This is a genomic window from Olivibacter sp. 47, from assembly GCF_030372825.1.
GTDB classification, from domain to species: Bacteria; Bacteroidota; Bacteroidia; order Sphingobacteriales; family Sphingobacteriaceae; genus Olivibacter; species Olivibacter oleidegradans.
The window spans coordinates 1,443,218-1,466,305 of the sequence record NZ_JAUCNR010000001.1 but is presented as its reverse complement, the minus strand read 5'-3'; the positions used below and the strand labels follow the sequence as shown (position 1 = coordinate 1,466,305).

Sequence of the window (23,088 nt, the reverse complement as noted above, 5' to 3'; positions counted from 1 at the left end):
TTTATTATTCTTTCTTCTATATTCATTATGTGAAGTACGTTTTGCAAAGCTACTGAATCATTTTTATTAACTCCACTTCTGAAATGATTGGGATATTAAATTTCTGTGCTTTGGCGAGTTTCGACGGGCCCATATTTTCTCCGGCTACGAGGTAATTTAGCTTGGCGCTAATACCGCTTAGTAGTTTGCCTCCATTTTGAACAATGATTTTACCGAGGTCTTCTCTACTATAGTGTTCGAATACGCCTGATATCACGAAAGACTTGTCGGCTAGCTTATTGCTGTTCAATTGAAATTCTTCTTCAATAATAGCGAACTGTAGATTCTCGCCTTTTAGGATTTCAACTTGATGTAAGTGAAGCGTGTTGCTGAAATACTCCTTAACGCTTTGGGCAATTCGCTCTCCTATTTCGTCAACAGCGGCAATCTCTTCTACACTCGCCTGAATGAGGTTGTCGATGTTTTTAAAGCTATTCGCTAATTTCTTGGCAATAGTTTCGCCTACATAACGGATTCCGAGACCGAACAGCACTTTCTGAAAAGGTCGCTCTTTCGACTTCTGAATACCAAGAAGCATATTGTTGATCGATTTTTCACCAAAGCGTTCAATCTGTTCAAGTTCTTCTTTATGATGATGTAATTGATAAAGATCGCTTATCTGTTTCAGTAATCCCTTTTTGTACAATACTTCAACTGTTTCATTTCCCATCCCTTCAATATCCATTGCTTTTCTGCTGATGAAATGTTGAATCTTCCCGACTATTTGAGGAGGGCATCCCAATTCGTTGGGACAATAATGTACGGCTTCGCCCTCTTTGCGGATCAACACTGTGTTGCATACCGGGCAGTGTGTGGGGTAGGCTATCTGTTTCGTGTCAGGAACGCGTTTGTCCTTGTTTACACCAATGATTTTTGGAATAATTTCGCCGCCCTTCTCTACCATGACGGTATCCAACTCATGAAGATCGAGTCTCGTTATTTCATTGGCATTATGAAGTGTGGCTCTTTTTACTGTTGTTCCGGACAGTTGTACGGGTTCTAGATTTGCAACGGGTGTTACTGCACCGGTTCGTCCTACTTGATAGCTTACGGATTTGAGGATGGTCTCCACTTCCTCAGCTTTATATTTATAAGCAATTGCCCAGCGCGGCGACTTTGCGGTAAAGCCGAGCTCGTGCTGTTGTGCATAACTGTTTACTTTAATCACTATCCCGTCAATATCGTAAGAAAGCTTATGCCTAGCATCATCCCAATAGGAAATAAACTGTAAGACCTCGTCGATCGTGCGGCAAAGCTTTGTATGTTCGCTAACATGAAAGCCCCACGATTTAACGGCTTCCAGGCTCTCCCAATGTGTTTTGAATAACCGATCGCGGTTATCCATATATAAGAAATAAAGAAAGCAATCCAGTGGACGCTTAGCTACTTCTGAGGAGTCCTGCAGCTTGATGGTGCCTGCTGCGAAATTACGCGGATTGGCATAAGGAATTTCGTCGTTTTCCAGACGTTCCTTATTCAGTCGTTCAAAGGCCGCTCTATGCATAAAAACCTCTCCTCTGATCTCAAAAAGATCCGGAAAGTGGCCTGATTTAATTTTATTGGGAACACTTTTTATCGTTTTTATATTGCTGGTTACTTCGTCGCCTTGCGTACCGTCACCTCTTGTGACACCCCTGGTAAGTACGCCCTGTTCGTAAGTTAAACTGATAGATAGGCCGTCAAATTTCAGCTCGCATACATATTCAAAATCGTCACCCAGCACCTTACGGATCCGTTCATCAAAGTCTTTTAGCTCTTTCTCGCTATAGGTATTACTCAAAGAGAGCATAGGCCACTTATGACGGACTGTCTTGAATTGTTTAGTAATATCCCCGCCAACTTTCTGCGTTGGTGAATCAGGGTCTAAAAACTCGGGATAGTCCTTTTCCAAGGCAGCTAATTCAGCTAACTTTTGGTCAAAATCGAAGTCAGATATACTCGGTTGTGCGAGTACATAATATTTGTAATTGTGATCGTTCAGTTCTTTTGTTAGCGCTTCAATGCGGCTTAATGCATCATTCCTTTGCATATGCGAAGTTAATAAAAATTCTAGTTCTCTAGGACAATCTTAAATAGGAATGGTGTTTTTTAGGATCGGGTGCATTTTTTGGGAGAGAAACTATACTTTGAATCTGAACGTGCCACCTTATTAGAAATTGTAGCTGCCTATTTAAACCGGGAAATCGAGTTGGAAAAATGAATTGCTATCAATTTTAGAGTAGTACCCTTGCACAAGGGTACTACTTATTCATTAAATTTGCGTTTAGGACGCTTATAAAGCACGGTTGCAATAATTGTTACCAAGATAACGCCAATAACAAGATAAGCTACGGTTTTGGGTGTACTATACTCTTCGTCCGTACCTACCTGGTTCGCTAATGCTAAGTTAGAATAAATCGCTGCCATCAACACTAAAAATAATTTCTTCATTTTCCTAGTCCCTCCTTGATTTTAATAAAAAGTAAAAACACGTAACGTGATTTTTAGGCCTTTATTGATTATAAAACATAAATATAAGAAAAATAATATAAAAAATGAAATTTAATATTATTTTGTGCTTAATTGGAGAAAATTTTTACAAAAACGTGCTAACAGTCTGAAAGATAGATTTGTATGCTTGTCTTTCTTCGTTTTATTTTTTTAAAAAATCTCTTAAAACATAGTGGAGTATGCCGCCGTTTTTGTAGTAAGCTATTTCAATAGCCGAATCAAATCGAGCTTTAACTTTAAATGATAAATTTCGTCCCTGTTCGTCTTTTGCTTGTACGTCGAGCAGCTTGTGCGGTACTAAATCATCGGCTATCCCGGTGATATTAAAAGTTTCCCTACCGGTTAAACCCAGCGTATCGGCACTTTCTCCAGGTAAAAACTCCAATGGCGCTACTCCCATACCTACCAGATTACTGCGGTGTATGCGTTCGAAACTTTCCGCTATAACCGCTTTAACGCCGAGTAGGTTCGTACCTTTTGCTGCCCAGTCCCGTGATGACCCGCTGCCGTATTCTTTGCCGGCAAGGATAATAAGTGGTGTAGAATCCCGTTGATAAAGCGAGGCAGCATCATAAATGTTAAGTGTTTCATTGGTTCCAAAGTAGGTTGTATAGCCACCTTCTTTATCGGAAATTTTATTTTTGATGCGTACGTTGGCAAATGTTCCTCGCATCATCACTTCATGGTTACCACGTCTAGAGCCGTAAGAATTGAAATCCTTAACCTCGACGCCTTTGTTTTCCAGATATTGGCCGGCGGCCGTATCTGATTTGAAGGAACCGGCAGGCGAGATATGATCGGTCGTTACAGAATCACCTAAATATAGCAGTACACGCGCTTCTTTAATATCGCTTGATGGTGTAAGCTCGCTACTAATGTTTTTAAAGAAGGGAGCTTCCTGTATATAAGTAGAATGCTCGTCCCACTGATAATCGCTTCCGGTAGGTGCAATTAAATTTTGCCATTGTTCATTTCCGTCGAAGATTACGTCATACACTTTCTTAAAATCGCTCTGCTGAAGTGACGATAGAATGACTTGATTAATTTCCTCTTGCGTCGGCCAAATATCTTTTAAATAGACGGGTTCTCCATTCGGGTCCGTGTCGATGGGGTCATTTAAAATATCAACATCGATTCTGCCGATAAGTGCATACACAACAACGAGCATTGGTGAAGCAAGGAAATTCATTTTTACCTGAGGATGAACGCGTGCTTCAAAATTTCGGTTGCCACTTAGAATGGAGGCTACCACTAGTTCCGCTTGATCAACTGCTTCTGCAATGTGGGGCGGTAGCGGACCACTGTTGCCGATGCAAGATGTGCATCCATAGCCTACGTGATGAAATCGCAGGGCTTCAAGATCTTCTAATAAACCTGAGCGCTCCAAATAAGCCGTTACTACTTTGGAACCAGGGGCCAAGCTTGTTTTAACCCATGATTTGGTCCGTAAGCCGCGAGCAACGGCCTTTCGAGCGACTAAGCCGGCACCAATCATGACCGCAGGGTTGGAGGTGTTTGTGCAGCTAGTGATTGCAGCAATTACGATGGAACCGTCACTCAGTTCATATTCTTGGTTATTGTCGATTATTCTTACTGTTTTCAGTTGGTCACTTTTGATCGTAGTTTGCGGCGATGGATGGGGTTTCGTAGGCGTGAACTGTGTTCTGGATCCACCTTCCGACAGCCAGGTATTAACCTCCCTGTCTTTGAAAGAAACGTAGGTACGACTATATTCCTTTTCTAACAAGGCACCGAACTTGTGATATAGATCTTTGATCAGAATCTTGTCCTGAGGTCGTTTTGGACCGGCAACTGTAGGTTCTAAAGTATTCAGGTCCAAATGAAGGATATCGGTATAATGAATTTTTTCTTCCCCCGTACGCCATAATAGATTTTCCTTGCAATAATCCGCTACCAAACGAATGTGGTCCTCTGATCGATTTGTCCGCTGCATATAATCAAGTGTCTGGTGATCAATGGGGAAATAAGTGACGGTACAACCGAACTCGGGCGACATATTGGAAATGGTTGCCCGATCGGTAACCGTTAAGTTATCGAGGCCTTCTCCAAACACTTCTACGAATTTTCCCACAACTCCATAATCTCGGAGCAGCTTGGTAATAGCTAATACCATATCGGTAGCTGTACATCCCTCCGGTATTTTTCCCGTAAGTTTTAATCCGATGACTTGAGGGCAGGTGAAATATATCGGTTGCCCCAGCATCGCAGCTTCTGCTTCTATACCACCGACACCCCATCCCAACACACCGATGCCGTTGACCATCGGAGTATGTGAGTCTGTGCCTACCAAGGTATCCGGGAAATACCAGCCGTCTCGGTCAATAACGCCCTTGGCCAAGTATTCAAGATTTACCTGATGACAGATTCCCATTCCTGGAGGAACTACTGTAAAGTTATTTAATCCTTTTTGCGCCCATTTCAGTAATTGATAACGCTCTGCATTTCGTTCATATTCTAAGTCAACATTTTTTTCATAAGCATAGTCGGTACCGAAATAATCCACTTGAACAGAATGATCAATTACCAGGTCGACCGGGATTGCCGGGTTAATTTTATCTCCGTCTTTCCCCTTTCGTATTACTTCAGCCCTAATTGAAGCAATATCTACGACTGCAGGTACGCCGGTAAAATCCTGCATTAACACACGTGCAGGTTTGAATGGGATCTCTTTGTCAGTACCGGCGGGGTTCCACTGAATAAGTGTTTCTAAATGCTCATCGGTAATAGAAAATCCATCATGATTGCGTATAACATTCTCCAATAGGATTCGAATAGAAAATGGAAGTTTTTCTATAGGCTTTCCCTCCTTTCTCAATTGACTAAGTGAAGCTATTTTTTTGTCCATTTTAGTTTAGTTTTAGTACTATTATAATACTTCATTTTCCTTAAAAATGTTTTTAACTACATCATTCCTGAATTTTAAATGACTTATAAAAAGAAAAGCCAAGAGATGATTTAAAATCTCTTGGCTCATCAATATAATTCGGTGTTTATTACTTTAGTTCAAATACAACACGAAATTGATAGTTAATCTTAATTTTCTTAAAATCGATATCTAGTGATTCCTCCTGTGCATAATCTGCCGCTTTTCCGCGCATGGCCATTGCACTGTACATAGCTGGCTGCGGACTGCCTGCGTCTGTATTATTATCGTTTACTTCCAAGGCCTTTCCTAAGCTGTCGCCTAACGCTTGAGCTAACACGGTTGCTTTCTCCCGCGCATTTTTTACCGCTTTTATGCGTAGCTCATTCCGTATTTCGGTCATCCTGCTATGGTCATACCCAGCAATAGCGGTAGATTGAATTCCTTTTTCATCTACGCTTGAAAGAATGGAATTGATTGCATTTAAATTAGCTACTTTCACTTTGTATTGCTTGCTTGCTAAAAAACCGGGATCTTTCTTCTTCTTGGGATCTATATAATTATAGCTTGAGATGTTTTCTATAGTGAAATCCTCTTCCTTTATTCCGGCTTTTTTTACAGCAGTTGACAACTGCTTTTCCAATTCATCAATTGCTACCTTATTTTTGTTGTTATTATCCTTAAAATACTCTTTTAAGGATATGGACACATAAATAATATCCGGGGTTACTTCCTCCTCAGCAGATCCATAAACTTCTATCTTCCTTCTTGTATCAACATTTTGTGCTGAAGCGGATAATGCGATTGTTCCTAACAATACTGCTGCTAATATTTTTTTCATCTGCATAATTTTTTCTTAAAAGTGATGAATCCTGCATGAGCTTTGCACGTATTACTATGGCCCAAACAGGTTGCTTATGCTATAAGTTTTATATTTGTGTATGAAACGATACTGTAAAAGAAAATGCTACAATAGGTTATTTTTTTAGAATTTTATTCTTCTATAACTTCGCTGTGATAGCTTGCAGATTCTTGAACTTCCTCCTTAAAATAACGTTTCTGGAAGATTAGTATGATAATTACGCCTACTGAAATGGCAGAGTCTGCTAAATTAAAAACCGGTCTGAAGAAGATAAATTCTTCATTTGACCATAACGGAAACCATGATGGGAAAGTCCCTTGCAACAGAGGGAAATAAAACATATCTACTACTTTTCCGTGGAAAATACTACTATATCCACCTCCAGCAGGAAACAGAACCGCTTTTTCATACCACGTGCTTTCACTAAAAATCATACCATAGAAAGTAGAGTCAATGATATTTCCTACAGCACCGGCAAAAATTAACGATACACAAAGAATGAGTCCGCGGTGATATTTACGTTTAATCATGTAAACCAATCCATATCCAATGCCCAATACAGCCAATATACGGAACACAGATAATGCTAATTTTCCGCTCTCGCCACCAAATTCCATACCGAAAGCCATACCGTTGTTTTCAGTAAAATGAATGAGTGCCCGGTTTCCGACAATTTTAAATTCCTGTCCCAAGGTCATGTTGAGCTTGACCCAAAATTTGATAACTTGATCTAAAAATAAAACAACTAATACGAGGAAGAGCGGTCTAGTATATCCTTTCATTATTTCGTTCGCACAAAATCAATCAGCCATTTCCCTAAAGAAGAATGAGATCCTCCGTTAATGAGAAATGGCCGATTTGTTTTTAATATTGTTTTAATTTGGCTTCCATGCTTAGAGTAGTGTGGGGAACAGCGCGTAAACGCTCTTTTTGAATTAGTTTACCCGTTTCTCTGCACACGCCATATGTTTTATTTTCTATTCTTACCAATGCAGCCTCTAAATTGTCAATGAACTTTTTCTGACGAGCAGCTAATTGATTGATCTGCTCTTTTTCAAGCGTAGCCGAACCATCTTCCAACGTTTTGAAAGTACCCGCCGTATCATCTGTACCATTGCTGTTTGGGTTACTTAAAGATTTAGTCAAAGAGGCTAATTCTTCTTTCGCTACTCGAAGTTTTTCCAAGATAATTTCTTTAAACTCTTGTAGTTCGGCATCGCTGTAACGTGTCTTTTCTGTGTTTTCCATTTTTCAAATTTTTTAACAAGAATCTAAATCTGCCAAGGTTTTGCTAAAGACCTTGCTATAATACGGGTTATAGATTCTAAAACTACACTTTTTCAATTAATACATTTAGCTCAGTCTCTTCTATTTCAACACGTTCTCCACCGGTTAAGTTGTTTTCAACTTTAAACGAGTTGGCTAGGATCTCTGTGCTAATATAAGATAAATTATCTTTAATAGCATCGGCAATTAAGGAACTATTGCTTATCGTCACATTGATCTTATCAGTTACTTCAAAGTTAAGTTCCTTTCGAAGTGTTTGTATGCGATTCACAAGTTCACGTGCCAGGCCTTCATTTTTTAGTGTCGGTGTAATATGAACATCTAAAGCTACCGTGAGCTTGTCTAAGTTGGCAACTTGCCAGCCAGCTACATCTTCTGCGATTATTTCTACATCCGCTAAGGTAACTGTATAAGGAGCCTCCGTTAAGGTAAAGGATCCAGATGTTTCCAATTGACTAATTTCCGACTCTCCAAACGCTTGAATAGCTGCTGCAACCAGTTTCATATCTTTTCCAACCTTAGGTCCCAAGGCCTTGAAGTTAGGTCTGATTTTTTTTCGTATAATCCCGGAAGTATCCTTTATAAACTCTATTTCTTTGATGTTTGTCTCCGATAAAATCAAATCTTTCACTTTCTCTACTTTCTCCCTGAATGTATCATCTAACACCGGAAGTAGAATTTTGTTTAGTGGTTGACGAACATTTATACCTACTTTTTTACGTAGAGATAAAGTTAACGACGATATATCTTGGGCCAAGGTCATCCGTTCTTCCAGATTTTTGTCTACAAGCGCTTCATTATAAGTCGGGTAGAAAGAAAGGTGAACTGATTCCGCCCGATCTTTCTGCGTTGCGTTATTGAGGTCCAGAAATAGTTGATCACTGAAAAAAGGAGCGATTGGAGACATGAGTTTCGCAACTGTGTCTAAGCAGGTATATAGGGTTTGATAAGCAGAGATTTTATCTTCACTATATTCGCCTTTCCAAAAACGGCGGCGACATAGTCGTACATACCAATTACTTAAATGCTCATCCACGAAATTTTGGATGGCACGAGCTGCTTTTGTTGGCTCGAAATCTTGATAGAATGTATCTACCTCTTTTGTCAAACTATTCAAGAGTGATATGATCCAACGATCAATTTCAGGACGGTCATTATAGGCGATCTCTGCTTCCATGTAAGAGAAGCCGTCAATGTTGGCATATAGCGCAAAGAAAGCATAAGTGTTGTATAGTGTTCCGAAGAACTTACGCCGCACTTCATCTAAACCTTCTTCATTGAATTTTAAGTTATCCCAAGGTGCAGCATTGCTGATCATGTACCAACGGGTAGCATCGGCACTGTATTTTGAAATGGTGGCAAAAGGATCTACCGCATTACCTAAGCGTTTGGACATTTTGTTTCCATTCTTATCGAGCACCAGACCGTTAGAAACCACATTTTTAAATGCTACGGAATCACAAAGCATGGTTGCTATTGCATGCAATGTAAAAACCACCCCCGCGTTTGGTCTACGCCCTCAGCTATAAAGTCGGCTGGATACGCCTCTTCAAAACCTTCTTTGAATGGAAATTTCTCTCCTTTTGCTAATTTTTCATGGTCTAACCCCCACTGTGCATACGGCATTGATCCGGAATCGAACCACACATCGATAAGGTCAGGCTCTCTAAACAATTTCTGAAGGCTATCAGACACAAGCACAATGTCGTCTACATAAGGTCGGTGAAGATCAAATTTATCAGTGTCGAGTTTTACCAGATATTCGCGTAGTTTGGCGCTTTCTTCTTCATTTAACACATTGGTAGTTAAACTAAACTCGATATATTCACGTAATTCCTGTATCGATCCTATACAAATTTCTTCATTTTCATCTTCTGAACGCCAGATAGGCAGGGGAGTGCCCCAATACCTAGATCGAGATAGATTCCAATCAACTAGATTTTCCAGCCAATTTCCAAAACGTCCTGTGCCGGTAGCTTCAGGCTTCCAATTGATCGTTTTATTAAGTGCCACGAGTTTTTCCTTAACGGCAGTGGTTTTTATAAACCAGCTGTCTAAGGGATAATACAAGATAGGCTTGTCGGTACGCCAACAATGTGGATAACTGTGTTCATATCGTTTGACATCAAAGGCTTTATTCTCCTCCTTTAACTTGATCGCAATTAACACATCCGTTGGTTTAAAGTCCGGCTCTTGCCTTTCTTCGTCGCTGTAGTATTCTTCCTTAACAAAACGTCCGGCGAAATCTGTAATTTCTTTGACGAATCGTCCCTGTTTGTCTACAATTGGAACATCTTTGCCATTTTCATCTTTTACTAAAACTCCGGGAACTCCGTTTTCACGACAGGCTCTAAAGTCGTCTGCACCAAATGTAGCAGCAGCATGTACGATACCGGTGCCATCTTCGGTCGTCACAAAATCCCCAGGGATGACACGGAATGCATGTTGCTGTAAATCATCATTAATGACATAAGGAAGTAGTTGTTCATAACGTAAATTGAGCAAGTCTTCTCCTTTAAATTCAGTTGCAAGTTCCCAAGGAATCAGTTTGTCACCTTCTTTGTAATCTTGGAAGGGAAGATCTTTCGCCTCCGATTTGAAATACTTGCCAACTAAATCTTTTGCCAAAACAATGCTGATCGGCTCAAATGTATAGGGATTAAACGTCCGTATCTTTACGTAGGTAATATTTTTTCCCACGACGAGTGCGCAATTTGCCGGTAAAGTCCAAGGTGTGGTAGTCCAGGCGATGATTGCCGTATCTTCTCCTTCCTCTTCGAACAACTGAGGCATTAATGGGTGAATCTGATCTTTGACGATTCTAAATTCTGCTACAATTGTCGTGTCTTTAACAGGTTTATAGGTGCCGGGTTGATTTAGCTCATGTGAGCTCAGGCCGGTTCCCGCAGCAGGAGAGTATGGCTGAATAGTATAACCTTTGTATAATAGGTCTTTATTGTATAATTCCTTTAATATCCACCAAATGGTTTCGATGTATTCGTTTTGATAAGTAATGTAGGGGTTTTTGAGATCAACCCAATAACCCATTTTTTCAGTCAGATCATTCCAAACATCCGTATAGCGCATTACTTCGCGCTTACAGGCGTTATTGTATTCCTCTACTGATATCTTTTTACCAATATCTTCTTTAGTAATACCTAAAGTTTTTTCTACAGCAAGTTCGATGGGAAGACCATGGGTATCCCATCCGCCTTTCCGCTTTACCTGGAAGCCTTTTAAGGTTTTATATCGGCAGAAAATATCCTTTATTGTCCTAGCCATGACGTGGTGTATGCCAGGCATACCATTGGCAGAGGGAGGACCTTCATAAAAAGTATAGGGCTTTGTAGAAGGCCTGCTGGTGACACTTTTCTCAAACACATTCTTTGCCTGCCAATTAGCTAAGATATTGTTGCCTATATTTGGTAAATCGAGCTGTTTATATTCCTTGTACATCAGTGTATTAATCCAAAAATTAAGGATGCAAAGTTAAGACATTAAGGCGAAAAGTGAAAACGGTGTAATCGCTTCCCTGCTTATTCCTGTATTTTCTTTCGATTTAAACCTTTAGATCGTCACAAAGCGAAAATTTATTATCTTTAACTGACAGTTTAGCTCTTAGTAGTTATGAATAAATATCTGAAACGCGGTATCCTAATTACAATGTTGGGAATTCTGATGGGCATGTTGGGCATGTATCTGAAAAGGTTGGAAAATGATTTCTATGGAATCACATTAACATTGGGTGTACTGGTATTTGGTGTCGGCTTTGTTACTATTGTCTATAGTTTAATTAGAAAAATAGAGCGTCAAAGCATCCTTGAATCAAGAGAAGAGCAACAGCAATCCTCCGAAAGTGATTAATTATGGGCTTTCTATCTGCGTTGAGATTTGCTTGGTATGGTTTACGTGATACATTTAAAACCGAAAGGAACTTCAGGATCCAATCTGCTTTTGCAATACTTGCCCTTATAATGGGGCTTTTATTGAAAATCGATCTCAATGAGTGGCTTTGGATTGGGGTATCCATTTTTCTTGTATTGGCTGCTGAGCTATTTAATACTGCGCTGGAAGCTTTAACCAATCTGGTTTCACCTACCTGGCATCCCTTAGCAAAAAAGGCGAAGGATGCCGCCGCCTCCGCCGTTCTGCTGTTGGCTGTATTTTCTATTATTTGTGGAATCATTATTTTTTTGCCTAAACTTGTGCAAGTAATAAAGCATTTCAATAGTGTTACATAAAACCAGAGGAATTGTCCTGAAGATTACTCCTTATGCCGAGACGAGTGTTGTGGCGCAAATATTTACGGAAAAGTTTGGTATACAGTCTTATCTTATCAACGGCGTAAAGAGGGCACGGGCGAAGATTCACCTTAATATATTGCAACCACTACATTTATTAGATCTTGTCGTATATCAAAAAACTACAACGGGATTAAACCGGATGGCGGAGGCTCGGCAATTACCGGTTTTTCAACGGATTCCCTACGATATTATAAAAAGCTCCATGGCCTTGTTTATTACGGAAATAATATATAAAAGCATTCGGCAGCAGGGGCCGGATGAAAAGCTTTTTGAATACCTCTTTAGTGCAATATGCTGGTTAGATTCGTCCGAGGAAACACCGATCAATTTTCATTTAGCTTTTCTTCTAAAACTCACCAAATATTTAGGCTTCTATCCAGCATCCCGAACAGGAGAACAAATTTATTTTGATCTTAAGGAAGGTGTTTTTACTCGATTCACCCCAGGTCATATCTTAGTTTTGCAGGAACCACATACCGGTCAGTGGAATACACTTTTAAATACCAGTTTTGCATCGCTTAACAATGTGAAAATAGGTAACCGGGACCGAAGAATTCTTTTGCAGAAATTGATCGATTTTTATCAACTCCATATCGATGGTTTAGGCGAAATAAAATCACTCGAAATACTGGAAGAAGTTTTGGCTTAAAGCAATCATATCATATACGAATAATATGTTTACATTCATTAAAAGTTACGTGCTGCCTTCTATGTTTTTTTTAACTGTTTCCTTTTGTCATGCTCAAAGCGGCGAAATTAAAGCAGACTCACTTTTGATAAAAAAGCATATCTATTTTTTGGCAGCAAATAAGTTGGAAGGTAGAGGAACGGGCAGTAAAGGTATAAAAAAGGCGGCGAAGTATATTGAGCGCTATTTTAAGAAATATGGCCTGAAGCCATTAGGAGATAAGGGTTATCGACAGCCGTTTATAGCAAAAGTGAAAAAGGTGGTTGTTCCCGATAGTTTGCGGAAAGCCGATAACCTGATAGGATATTTGGATAATAGGGCGACAAATACAATCATCATTGGAGCCCATTATGATCATTTGGGGCTAGGTACACAGGGCAGTTCTAAGGACGCTTTGCCTGAAGGGAAGATCCATCATGGTGCCGATGACAATGCCTCGGGCGTCGCGGGACTATTGGAACTAGCAAGGTGTTTTTCACAAAATGGACGGCAAGAGAATTATAATATTCTTTTCGTAGCTTTTTCGGGAGAGGAATTGGGGCTGCTGGGCTCTAAGTATTATGTAGAACATCCTGTTACATCAATGAATAAAGTGAATTTTATGGTGAACATGGATATGATTGGCAGGTATGATCCGGGGCGTGGACTTGGAATAGGCGGTTTCGGTACAAGCGATAGTTGGCCAGCCGTTTTTGAAGGTATTACAAGCGATATTAAATATTTTACAGACAGAAGCGGAAGTGGTGGTTCTGATCATGGCTCCTTTTACGCTAAAGGTATCCCGGTTCTTTTTTTTCACACGGGTGGACATGAAGATTACCATATGCCTACGGATACTCCTGAAAAAGTCAATATAACAGCATTGGCAAAAATAGTCGATTTGGAAATAGAAATCATTTTGAAAGCAATGAATAAAAATAAACTTAACTTTACGGAAGTCAAGTAAGATTTTTACATGTTTGTATATTTATGCGTGTGTCTCTTGATCGATGTCGATAATAAAAAAAATTAACAATGAAATTTGGACAAGTTGAAGACCCCGGGCAAGTGGATTTTACTTTGCCTGACACCCATTCGGATACAATTAACCTACTGAATGCTACTAGAAACAAGGCGGCTTTTAAGGTGAGCATAGGATGTGCTAAGTGGAATAAACAAGATCTAAAAGGATTTTATCCACGTGGAACAAAAGACGAGTTATCGTACTACGCAAACCAGTTTAATGCAATTGAACTCAATGCTACCTTCTACAATGCGCCGGATAAACAACAAGTATTGACTTGGAAGAATAAAGTGCCTGCTGATTTTAAATTTTTCCCAAAATTGCCAAATCAGATCAGTCACTACAGACGTTTATTAAATGCTGAGGAACCTACGATTGCTTTTTGCGATGCGATTAGCTTTTTTGAAGAAAAACTTGGCATGGCATTTTTGCAGCTTCATGACAATTTTAAACCAACTAATTTGGACCGCCTTTCTGCTTATTTGTCAGCTTTTCCAAAAGGCATACCATTGGCGGTAGAGGTTAGAAATGAAGAGTGGTTTCAGAATAAAGAGATATTTGACGAGTATAGTAATCTACTAAAAGAGCATCGTATGGCAAATATAATAGTTGATACCGCGGGTCGTAGGGATATGTTGCACATGCGACTAACCTCTCCTGAGGCCTTTATTCGCTATGTTGGGGCAAATCACTCAAGCGACTACGAACGTTTGGATCGATGGATAGACAGAATACAGGAATGGCGATCGGAAGGCTTGCAATCTTTGTACTTTTTTGTGCATCAGAATATAGAAAGGGAGTCGCCTTTACTCTCCTCTTATTTTATTGAAAAGTTGAACAGCGTTTTTGATCTTGACTTACACGTTCCGAAAGGACTAGCGGAGACAGGTGAACAGGCTAAGCTACTTTGAAAATAAGCTACAAAAAAAGAGTGTCTCCTATATCTTGTCAAAAACATGGAGCACTCTATATTATGGTTTACAGCCTCTTGTTTAATTCATCTTGGAGCTGCCTGTTTAGCTTTTGTTCCCTTTCCATAGCTTTCTTGCGATGTTGCTCGAATTCGAGGCGTAGTTCTTCCAATGTTTTTTTTGCATCGGCAGTTACTAAATGACTTTGGTTGAAACGATATATATAAAACGTAAGTGCCAGAGCAAGTACACCAATTATACACCATATAAGTAAGTTATAGGTACTCTTCGGTAAGAGGATCCCTAAAAAACTAAAGCTCTCTTTTTGTTCCCTGGTAGTTTTGAGTTCCTGTGCTACCTTGTTCAAGCTATCTTGAAGAGAAGAAACCTCACGATCATGGTTGTCCAAAGTGGCTTTTACATTGGCCAGTTTGGTCTGCATAGCTTTGATTGAATCTGTTATGTTTGTCTCTAATTTTTCTAAGGAGGTTTTTCGAACTACTTTATAGTCCTGATAATTATTTGAAGTGTTGTTAATATAGTCAAACTGACTTGCAATAGATCCTCCGTTCAATCCCTGTTGTGATTTTGCCTGGGAAATTTTTGACGTTTTAACAGGTGAAGTAGGTGCAGTTTGCGCTTGTGCATTAGCTAAAGAAAAGGAAAGAACGAAAATGAAGAAAGAAAATTTTAGTCTTTGCATAAGTAATATAAGTTGTGTTTGACGTATTTAACTCCGGCAAATATAACACAAACCTTATAGAATGCCATGGTTTTCCGGTATTTGGATAAGACGGCAGACCGTGGGAGCAAACGAAAGTGTATAAAAAAGGCTTTAAATGACGATAAAAAAGCCCAGAAGGAAGGAATAGCGTCGATAAGTTTAAGAAAACCACTTTTACCAAAAGAGTAAAATATTAAAAATTAACTGATTACATAATAAGCGAAGAAATAGTTCAAAAATATTTTGCATTGTTGTGGAACAACTCTATATTTGCAGTCCCAAACGGGAAGAATACCTGGATAGGTAGGAAAAGGAGGCTTAGCTCAGCTGGTTCAGAGCATCTGCCTTACAAGCAGAGGGTCACTGGTTCGAATCCAGTAGCCTCCACACTTAAGCATCTATTCAAGGTGCTTTTTTATTTTATATCTATTTTTATTCCCTTTTATTGTTTGATATTAAATGACACTCGATTGATGAGTAAAACTGATACTACTTTCTAACTGACAGCGATTACTGAATCTGTGTCATGACAATAAAAAAGATTGCAGTTTAATTTTGATTTATCACTTGTTTGTCATACTTTTATAAATACCGATTACAAACCTAAAATGTAAATGGGCAATCCGAAAAAGGGTTGCTCATTTTTTTTATTGGCATGGACTTTGTGGTAAGTGTTTTGACTGCTGTCATGCAGTATTAAAGTAGTCTTTTCATAATTTAGGTTTATAATTGGTTAAGTAAAAGCCTTGATGCCCATCATCAAGGCTTTTTATTTCAATTTTAATATATACTCAAAGTTGAGAAGTGATTTCAGTTGATAGCGGCTTGGTGGCGGAACGATAACGATGTATCAAGTGGCCGTTTTCGTCAATTAAGAACTTCTCAAAGTTCCATTTGATGTCGCCTGTAAAATCCGGATTCTCCGCTTTTGTTAAATAATCAAAAATAGGGTTAATATCGTCGCCTTTCACACTGCTTTTTTCTGCGAGTAAAAAAGTCACGCCATAATTTTGTTCACAAAACGACTTTATGTCGTCATTAGAACCAGGCTCCTGTGAGCCGAAATTGTTGGCAGGAAATCCGATCACGACAACCTTGTCTTTGAATCTTTTTGATAATTCCTCCAGTTCTTTATACTGGGGAGTGAAGCCGCATTTAGAGGCGGTGTTAACCAAAAAGATTTTTTTTCCTTTGAAATCTTTTAGATCAATTGTTTTACCGTCGATGGAGGTAAATGAAAACTGATAAATATTTTCAGGTGGGAGAGCCATAAACATGCTCATAATTAAAAGCAGCGTTTTCATGTTTCTATTGATTTAAACTGTTTCTCTTTCGATAACGAAGTTAAACAATTCTTCAATAGGCTGTTTAATTATTTTGCCGATTTGTACGGCGTATTGCTCGCATACGATCCTTAGTTGGTCACTGAAGTAATAAGCGATAGATCCCACAAAATGAAATAAATGATTTTGATAATCAGGGAACAATAAAATGTTTGTTTTTACAAATTCCTCAAAGCCACGGTGCAATAGACCCATAATATATGGGTGCGTTTGATTGCTTTCCATGAAAGGCGCAAAGGAGGCGAGATAGGTGTTTGGAGAATTCCTTTGATAAACGTTTTTGATAACCATTTCTTTATTGATCCGGTAAGTACTTTCAAATTTCCTGGAGAGCTCTTCGGGTAAAGCACCATAGAGAAAAGCTGTTATCAATTTTTTTCCGAACCAAGCGCCGGAACCTTCATCACCTAGTATAAAACCCAGTCCTTGCCTTGTTGGTTGTACCTGTTCACCATCAAAAAAGGTAACATTTGACCCCGTTCCAAGTACTGCGGTATAACCACTATCATTTCCACAGGTAGCATAAGCGGAGCCGATAAGGTCGGTTTCTACTGAAATAAAAGCCTTTTTGAAGATTTGAGAAAGAGCATTTGATACCATTTCCCGACGGTCGGGATTTGTGCAGCCCGATCCAAAAAAATAGACTTCTGAAATAAGATCTGCATAGGGTGCTATATCTGTGATATTCTGCACAATCTTTACGATTTCCTTCTCCGTGGTAAAAAAGGGATTTAATCCTCTTGTTCTGAAAGTTAAAGGTTCGCTGTTTGGAAGTGCAAGCATCCAGTCAGATTTATACGATCCGCTATCTACAACCAATATCATAGTAAAATTTGGTAGGCTTTATGTGTTAACGTTTTAGATACAAATATACTAAAATACTGGAATAACCATTTATAAAGTGTCTAAAGCACATTAATTGAGCGTGAGTGACCCAGCAATCTGTTTTAGACCAATTTCTGCCATTTTTGCTTCATATTGAGCATTGCTGAATCGAACGCTTGCATCAACATAGTTTCTTTGGGCTTCGCGAAACTCTAAGGGTGTAATGCTTCCTAGACGATATTTTTCGAGCGTTATATCCATATTTTGCTTAGCAACCATTTGATTTCCTTGTTCTCGATCAACTAATTCTAGATTAACGAGATAAGTCTGATAGGCAGATGAAAGCTGTGAAAGAAGTGCTTGATTCGTTTTCTCCAGGTTAATGCTCGCATTTTCAATGGCCAATGCTGCATTCCTCTCATTCCTTTTCTGTAAAAACCCATTGAATATATTCATTGATGCTGACACGCCGTAACTAAATCCATTGCCCTGATTTTTCGTCGCAAAGCCTAATTCAGCCGTAGTTCGTGTTCGTGTATACGCGGAATTTATGTCTATTGTGGGATAACGCTGACCTTTTACTTCTTTCAATTCAAGCTGTGCTATCCTTCGATTAATTAAAGCTGCTTGCAAAGCCGGATTATGTTGGAGTGCGAGATTTAATAAGTTATCATATTTAAGATTGTCTTCTATACTGATACTGTCCGTTACGTCAAAAAGCGTATTGACATCGCGAGCTAAGATTTCGTTCAATCTGATTTTTGTGTTGCTGAAAAGCACATTTTGACGCATAAGATTTGTGGTATCGGTATTTAAGTCGACTTTGGAGGCTAAAACCTCTAATTTAGAGGCTCTTCCAATCTGATATCGATTCTCAGCCATTTCTAGGCGATATTTTGAAAGGTCTAGTGCTGTTCGTAAGGCGGTAAGTTGTTGTTTTTGTTGTACCAGGTTAAAATATTCGCTAACGACGTTAAAAACGGTGGATAAAATTGCCTGTTTTAAATTCGCATCACCTAGCTTCTGTAATTCTTTCAATTGATCGTAACGCGCAAACATTTGAAACCCATCAAAAACAGTCCAATCCAGATTTGCACCATAAGCCATGGATGTGTTCCGTGCCCCTTTTAACGATCGGGTTTCACCGCTTAATAGTGTTTGTGTCGTGTTCTGTGTAGCAGCGGATGCAGAAGCATCGCCCGTAACACTTGGCAACATGCCGGCATTGGCCAAATTTGCATTGTTCTTTGCAATAGCAACATCATTGCTAACAAGCCTGATGTCATAGTTTTGTTTAAGGGCAATAGCGACAGCATCTTCCAAATTCAATATCTCTTGTGCAAAGGCAATAAAGGGCAAAATATATATCGGTAAGAAAATATACAATAATTTTTTCATAAACGATTAGCTATTATAGCATTGCCTGAGCGGCTTTTAGTTCCTGTCTTTCTACTTCTTCTGCTTCTTTCAAATCCAAATTCGGTTTATACTCTCTTGACCATAACGAGTAAATGGCAGGGATGACAAATAAGGTTAGGATCAATGAGAAAATCGTTCCGCCTACAATTACAACTCCCATGCCTATTCTGCTTGTTGCAGCTGCACCAAGGGCCAATGCAATGGGAAGAGCTCCCAATGCGATTGCAAAGCTTGTCATCAATATCGGTCGTAACCGAGCCTCGGACGCTTCTAAGATAGCCTCTTTAACGGTCTTGCCTTCTTCTTTAAGTTGATTGGCAAATTCAACTATCAGAATACCATTTTTAGTGACTAAACCGATCAACATAATAGTGCCGATCTGACTGAATACATTCCAACTTTCTCCAACCACCCATAAGGATAACAGTGCACCGGCCACAGCCATAGGAACGGTAAGTATAATGATAAATGGATCGAGAAAACTCTCAAATTGCGCCGCCAATATTAAATATACTAATAATAAAGCGAGCCCGAATGCGAATAAGGTATTCGACCCACTTTCCCTAAAGTCGCGTGATTCACCGCCTAAATCTGTAGAAAAGCTGTCGTCAAGTACTTTGGCTGCAATTCTGTCCATTGCATCAATACCTTCGCCGAGACTTACGCCGGGTGCTAATCCTGCCGATACGGTAGCCGACATAAACCGGTTATTATGATATAATTGAGGTGGGCTAGAACGTTCTTCGATCGTTACAACGTTGTCCAATTGAATCAATTGCCCTGTATTGCTTCGAACAAATATAGCGGCTAAATCCAAAGGAGAACTTCTGTCTACATCGTCAAATTGACCGATTACTTGATATTGTTTGCCATTCATGATAAAATAGGCAAAGCGTTGGCCGCTTAGCGAGAGCTGCAGGGTTTGAGCAACGTCGAGTACCGATACGCCTAAACTTTGGGCTTTGTCGCGATCGATGCTTATATTGAGTTCCGGTTTATTGAACTTAAGGTCAATGTCAACCACAGAAAACGTCGGATCATTGTTCGCTTCGTCCATAAATTCCGGTATTTTTTCACGGAGCTTGTCGAATGTTGGTGCTTGTATAATATATTGTACAGGTAGCCCGCCTCGTCTATTTACCGAGATTGTCGGCGTTTGCGTGACGAAGGTCCGGGCTTCGGTATATTTTCTCGTTTGTTTAGTTAATGCCTCTGCAATTTCTGCCTGTGAACGTACCCGGTCTTCCGGAGCTACTAGGGTCATGCGCATTCTCCCGCTGTTAATTGAAGATGAACCGAATCCCGGTGATGTCATGACCAAATTAACAGATTTTTCAGGAATGGAGTCATTAACGAGCTGTGTAAGTTCGGTCATAAAACGGTCCATGTAATCATAGGAACTTCCTTCTGGAGCTGTTACATTGACGCGAATCAGACTCCGGTCTTCATATGGAGCCGTTTCTTTTTTGATATGTGTCCAAAAGAAGGCAATCAATCCAAAACAGATGAAAAGGATAGGAAAGCTAAGCCATTTATGCTGTAGGAAATGAGTCAATGATTTACCATAACCAGTAGTCATTTTTACAAAATAGGGTTCGGTGAGTTCATAAAACCGAGAGTGCTTGGTGCCGCCCTTCTTCATTAGGTAAGCATTCAGCATTGGCGTTAATGTCAGCGAGACAAAGGCAGAAATGAGTACCGCCGACGCAATAACGACACCAAATTCACGAAAAAGCCGTCCTACAAATCCTTCCAGAAACATAACGGGTAAGAAAACCGCTGCTAAGGTTATCGAAATGGAGATGACAGCAAAGAAAATTTCATTTGATCCTTTGATGGCAGCCTGCATCGGTGACATACCTTCTTCCACCTTTTTGTAAATATTTTCGGTTACAACGATTCCGTCGTCCACAACAAGTCCGGTTGCCAATACAATGGCGAGAAGTGTTAATACATTAATGGAAAAACCAAAAAGGTACATAATAAAGAAGGTGGCAATTAAAGATACAGGGATATCGATTAACGGCCTGAAGGCGATACCCCAGTTTCGGAAGAACAAAAATATGATCAATATAACCAATACCAGGGCTATAGCAATCGTTTCGGCCACTTCCGTAACGGATTTTTTGATGAACAGCGTGTTGTCCAATGCGACGTCTAGTATAATATCGGTAGGAATTTCGTTCTTTATTTGTTCAATTCTTTTGTAGAATGCTTCTGCAATTTCGATATAATTAGTTCCGGGTTGAGGAATCACAGCTAGCCCCACCATTGGAATACCTGATTCCGTCATCTTCGTTTCAATATTTTCAGGTCCCAATACGGCACGTCCAACATCGCTAAAACGTATAATCCGATTACCATCGGTTTTAATGATCAATCTATTAAAATCTTCTTCGGTTACAAGGTTTCCCGCTGTTTTAACAGTAAGCTCTGTATTGGCTCCCGTAATCTTTCCGGATGGCAATTCGACGTTTTGTAGCGTCAATGCGTTTCGGACATCTAGGGGAGTTAAACCGTAAGCGGCTAAACGCATTGGCTCAATCCATAGACGCATAGCGTAACGTTGTTGTCCCCAAATTTGAACGGTACTCACGCCGGGAAGGGTTTGTAATCGTTGTGCAATGACATTTTCTGCGATGTCATTTAGGTCTAATGGATCGCGCGTGTCACTTCTTACAGTCAAAGTAAGTATGGGTTCCGAATCAGCATCTGCCTTTGAAACAACCGGAGGTGCGTCTATATCTTGTGGCAGGCTTCTGAGTGCTTGTGAGACTTTGTCTCTTACGTCGTTTGCTGCTTCTTCTAAATTTTTACCAAGAACAAATTCTATGTTAATATTACTTGAACCTTGATTGCTGGACGATGAAATATTGCGAATACCATCTATTTGATTGATCGACTTTTCCAGGGGTTCCGTAATTTGTGATTCGATGATGTCGGGGTTTGCCCCGGCATAATTGGTACGGACCGAAACGATAGGGGGGTCGATAGAGGGGAATTCTCGTATACCTAAAAAGGTGTAACCAATAATCCCAAAAAGAATCAAGATTAGGTTCATGACGATCGTCAGAACTGGACGTTTTATACTGGTGGTTGAAAGACTCATGGCTTAATTTTTTAAGTTAACATGCACATTCATCCCGTTTTTTAAGGCCATGACACCCGAAGTGAGCACGGTATCACCGATAGAAATACCCTTGTTCACGAGGATATCTGTGCTTGTTCTGCTATCGCTTTCAATGTCCACCGCGCTCGCCTTGCCTCCCTTGCATACAAAAACTTGTTTGCCTCCTTGTACCGGGATAACGGCTTCCGTGGGGATTAAAACGGCTTCTTTTACCATATTGATGGGTAGTTGCACCCTGGCGAAAGAACCTGGAAATAACTCGCCTGAATCGTTGGCAGCTAAAGCTCTAATTTGTATTGTCCTTGTCTGTGCATCAATTCCAGGTTCGATGGCATATATTTTTGCGCCATACTGTTTTGACGAGCCGCTTATCGTAAAGTTTAAAGGCAGCCCTTCTTTTATTTGTGCTGTATATTTTTCAGGAACCGAAAATAAAATTTTTACCGGGTTGGTACTCATTAAATTTGCGACAATCGTAGTGGGTGTCAAATATTCTCCTGCCGATACCGAGCGAAGACCTATTTTTCCACTGAAAGGTGCCCTTACCTTTGTTTTCGCTATCTGCGCTTTTATTAATTGTGTTTGCGCCTGAGCTGATTGTAAATCTGCGAGTGCCACATCCTTTTCTTGCGTGCTGATCGCCTCCTTTTCTAACAAGAGGGAGGCTCGGCGAGCGTTCTCTTCCGCAAGTTTTTCTTCGGTTTGACGTTGCAATAATTGAGCTTGTAATTCTGTGTCGTCAATGTTAAACAGAATTTGTCCTTTTGTTACAAAAGATCCTTCATGGAAGTAAAGATTTCGTATAATACCTGAAACCTCGCTCCGAATTTGAACTTGCTCGTTTGGTTCAACGCTACCCGATACCGTTAAAATATTCTCAAAATCTTTCGGTGATACCACAATCCCATTTACTTCAATGGGAGCACCTTTTGGACTTTCACTAGGTGGGGCAATTTTACCTCCTTTTTCACTGGAAAACTTGTAGGCAACGAAAGCGATAATACCTACAATAATGATTAAGTAAATGTACTTTCTCTTCATTCAGAAAAAATTGACTGCGTTTTAGTTCTCTTTTATATTAGATGTTAGCTCACAAAAGTTGATCTGACGGATTCTGCCAAGCGTTACAAGGCATAAAGTTAATTATTATTTGCCATACAGTTTTGCAACATTATTGAT

17 protein-coding genes, 1 tRNA gene and 1 pseudogene are annotated in these 23,088 nt (G+C 39.8%); 6 read left to right on the top strand and 13 right to left on the bottom strand.

Annotated elements, in window-relative coordinates; genetic code table 11:
* Positions 1 to 49: 49 nt before the first annotated feature.
* The 7 genes and pseudogenes from ligA to ileS form a co-directional block, all read right to left on the bottom strand.
* On the bottom strand, positions 50 to 2,068 hold the full coding sequence (ligA, locus tag QT327_RS06535; RefSeq protein ID WP_130858336.1) for an NAD-dependent DNA ligase LigA: 2,019 nt from the start codon (positions 2,066 to 2,068) through the stop codon (positions 50 to 52).
* A gap of 215 nt (positions 2,069 to 2,283) precedes the next feature.
* Positions 2,284 to 2,445, bottom strand: coding sequence for a hypothetical protein (locus QT327_RS06530; RefSeq protein WP_289552380.1), 162 nt, complete (start codon positions 2,443 to 2,445; stop codon positions 2,284 to 2,286).
* A 226-nt stretch (positions 2,446 to 2,671) separates the two neighbouring features.
* Positions 2,672 to 5,395, bottom strand: a complete 2,724-nt coding sequence (gene acnA, locus QT327_RS06525) for an aconitate hydratase AcnA (RefSeq protein WP_013663374.1) — start codon at positions 5,393 to 5,395, stop codon at positions 2,672 to 2,674.
* A gap of 148 nt (positions 5,396 to 5,543) precedes the next feature.
* A complete protein-coding gene (locus QT327_RS06520) occupies positions 5,544 to 6,254 on the bottom strand; it encodes an SIMPL domain-containing protein (RefSeq protein WP_013663372.1) in 711 nt (236 codons plus the stop codon).
* 152 nt (positions 6,255 to 6,406) lie between these two features.
* Entirely contained in the window at positions 6,407 to 7,057 is a 651-nt protein-coding gene (locus QT327_RS06515) for a lipoprotein signal peptidase (RefSeq protein WP_130858337.1), read from the bottom strand.
* An 82-nt stretch (positions 7,058 to 7,139) separates the two neighbouring features.
* Positions 7,140 to 7,523, bottom strand: coding sequence for a TraR/DksA family transcriptional regulator (locus tag QT327_RS06510; RefSeq protein ID WP_013663370.1), 384 nt, complete (start codon positions 7,521 to 7,523; stop codon positions 7,140 to 7,142).
* 82 nt (positions 7,524 to 7,605) lie between these two features.
* A pseudogene (gene ileS, locus QT327_RS06505) lies at positions 7,606 to 11,018 on the bottom strand (isoleucine--tRNA ligase).
* A gap of 207 nt (positions 11,019 to 11,225) precedes the next feature.
* Between ileS and QT327_RS06500 the strand changes: the two are divergent.
* The 5 genes from QT327_RS06500 (at position 11,226) to QT327_RS06480 (ending at position 14,468) form a co-directional block, all read left to right on the top strand.
* Positions 11,226 to 11,426, top strand: coding sequence for a signal peptidase (locus tag QT327_RS06500; protein WP_242627399.1), 201 nt, complete (start codon positions 11,226 to 11,228; stop codon positions 11,424 to 11,426).
* A 2-nt stretch (positions 11,427 to 11,428) separates the two neighbouring features.
* A complete protein-coding gene (locus QT327_RS06495) occupies positions 11,429 to 11,803 on the top strand; it encodes a diacylglycerol kinase family protein (protein WP_130858338.1) in 375 nt (124 codons plus the stop codon).
* Positions 11,793 to 12,515 carry a DNA repair protein RecO gene (gene recO / locus QT327_RS06490; RefSeq protein WP_013663366.1) on the top strand — a complete coding sequence of 241 codons (723 nt, stop codon included), beginning with the start codon at positions 11,793 to 11,795 and terminating at the stop codon, positions 12,513 to 12,515. The genes QT327_RS06495 and recO overlap by 11 nt, the downstream gene beginning before the upstream one ends.
* A gap of 25 nt (positions 12,516 to 12,540) precedes the next feature.
* On the top strand, positions 12,541 to 13,500 hold the full coding sequence (locus tag QT327_RS06485) for a M20/M25/M40 family metallo-hydrolase (RefSeq protein ID WP_013663365.1): 960 nt from the start codon (positions 12,541 to 12,543) through the stop codon (positions 13,498 to 13,500).
* A 68-nt stretch (positions 13,501 to 13,568) separates the two neighbouring features.
* Positions 13,569 to 14,468, top strand: coding sequence for a DUF72 domain-containing protein (locus tag QT327_RS06480; protein ID WP_130858339.1), 900 nt, complete (start codon positions 13,569 to 13,571; stop codon positions 14,466 to 14,468).
* Between the two features lie 67 nt (positions 14,469 to 14,535).
* Here QT327_RS06480 and QT327_RS06475 read toward each other — a convergent pair whose 3' ends face one another.
* On the bottom strand, positions 14,536 to 15,171 hold the full coding sequence (locus QT327_RS06475; RefSeq protein WP_013663363.1) for a hypothetical protein: 636 nt from the start codon (positions 15,169 to 15,171) through the stop codon (positions 14,536 to 14,538).
* 333 nt (positions 15,172 to 15,504) lie between these two features.
* Here QT327_RS06475 and QT327_RS06470 point away from each other — a divergent pair.
* Positions 15,505 to 15,579, top strand: a tRNA-Val gene (locus tag QT327_RS06470).
* A 404-nt stretch (positions 15,580 to 15,983) separates the two neighbouring features.
* Here QT327_RS06470 and QT327_RS06465 read toward each other — a convergent pair.
* The 5 genes from QT327_RS06465 to QT327_RS06445 all read right to left on the bottom strand — a co-directional run bounded on the left by QT327_RS06465 (position 15,984) and on the right by QT327_RS06445 (position 22,950).
* Positions 15,984 to 16,496, bottom strand: coding sequence for a glutathione peroxidase (locus tag QT327_RS06465; protein ID WP_130858340.1), 513 nt, complete (start codon positions 16,494 to 16,496; stop codon positions 15,984 to 15,986).
* A 12-nt stretch (positions 16,497 to 16,508) separates the two neighbouring features.
* Entirely contained in the window at positions 16,509 to 17,360 is an 852-nt protein-coding gene (locus QT327_RS06460) for an N-acetylglucosamine kinase (RefSeq protein ID WP_013663359.1), read from the bottom strand.
* Positions 17,361 to 17,450: 90 nt separating this feature from the next.
* Positions 17,451 to 18,758, bottom strand: a complete 1,308-nt coding sequence (locus QT327_RS06455) for a TolC family protein (RefSeq protein ID WP_013663358.1) — start codon at positions 18,756 to 18,758, stop codon at positions 17,451 to 17,453.
* A gap of 13 nt (positions 18,759 to 18,771) precedes the next feature.
* On the bottom strand, positions 18,772 to 21,888 hold the full coding sequence (locus QT327_RS06450) for an efflux RND transporter permease subunit (RefSeq protein WP_013663357.1): 3,117 nt from the start codon (positions 21,886 to 21,888) through the stop codon (positions 18,772 to 18,774).
* Between the two features lie 3 nt (positions 21,889 to 21,891).
* Positions 21,892 to 22,950 (bottom strand): efflux RND transporter periplasmic adaptor subunit, encoded by a 1,059-nt coding sequence (locus QT327_RS06445; protein WP_130858341.1) that lies wholly within the window; start codon positions 22,948 to 22,950, stop codon positions 21,892 to 21,894.
* Between the last annotated feature and the right edge of the window lie 138 nt (positions 22,951 to 23,088).

Excerpts from the sequence above, each read along its gene's own strand:
- QT327_RS06450 (WP_013663357.1), bottom strand. The coding sequence starts at position 21,888 with ATGAGTCTTTCAACCACCAGTATAAAACGTCCAGTTCTGACGATCGTC.
- QT327_RS06445 (WP_130858341.1), bottom strand. The coding sequence starts at position 22,950 with ATGAAGAGAAAGTACATTTACTTAATCATTATTGTAGGTATTATCGCT.
- QT327_RS06460 (WP_013663359.1), bottom strand. The coding sequence starts at position 17,360 with ATGATATTGGTTGTAGATAGCGGATCGTATAAATCTGACTGGATGCTT.
- QT327_RS06510 (WP_013663370.1), bottom strand. The coding sequence starts at position 7,523 with ATGGAAAACACAGAAAAGACACGTTACAGCGATGCCGAACTACAAGAG.
- QT327_RS06480 (WP_130858339.1), top strand. The coding sequence starts at position 13,569 with ATGAAATTTGGACAAGTTGAAGACCCCGGGCAAGTGGATTTTACTTTG.
- QT327_RS06520 (WP_013663372.1), bottom strand. The coding sequence starts at position 6,254 with ATGAAAAAAATATTAGCAGCAGTATTGTTAGGAACAATCGCATTATCC.
- QT327_RS06465 (WP_130858340.1), bottom strand. The coding sequence starts at position 16,496 with ATGAAAACGCTGCTTTTAATTATGAGCATGTTTATGGCTCTCCCACCT.
- QT327_RS06455 (WP_013663358.1), bottom strand. The coding sequence starts at position 18,758 with ATGAAAAAATTATTGTATATTTTCTTACCGATATATATTTTGCCCTTT.
- QT327_RS06515 (WP_130858337.1), bottom strand. The coding sequence starts at position 7,057 with ATGAAAGGATATACTAGACCGCTCTTCCTCGTATTAGTTGTTTTATTT.
- acnA (WP_013663374.1), bottom strand. The coding sequence starts at position 5,395 with ATGGACAAAAAAATAGCTTCACTTAGTCAATTGAGAAAGGAGGGAAAG.
- QT327_RS06485 (WP_013663365.1), top strand. The coding sequence starts at position 12,541 with ATGTTTACATTCATTAAAAGTTACGTGCTGCCTTCTATGTTTTTTTTA.
- QT327_RS06530 (WP_289552380.1), bottom strand. The coding sequence starts at position 2,445 with ATGGCAGCGATTTATTCTAACTTAGCATTAGCGAACCAGGTAGGTACG.
- QT327_RS06495 (WP_130858338.1), top strand. The coding sequence starts at position 11,429 with ATGGGCTTTCTATCTGCGTTGAGATTTGCTTGGTATGGTTTACGTGAT.
- QT327_RS06500 (WP_242627399.1), top strand. The coding sequence starts at position 11,226 with ATGTTGGGAATTCTGATGGGCATGTTGGGCATGTATCTGAAAAGGTTG.
- ligA (WP_130858336.1), bottom strand. The coding sequence starts at position 2,068 with ATGCAAAGGAATGATGCATTAAGCCGCATTGAAGCGCTAACAAAAGAA.
- QT327_RS06475 (WP_013663363.1), bottom strand. The coding sequence starts at position 15,171 with ATGCAAAGACTAAAATTTTCTTTCTTCATTTTCGTTCTTTCCTTTTCT.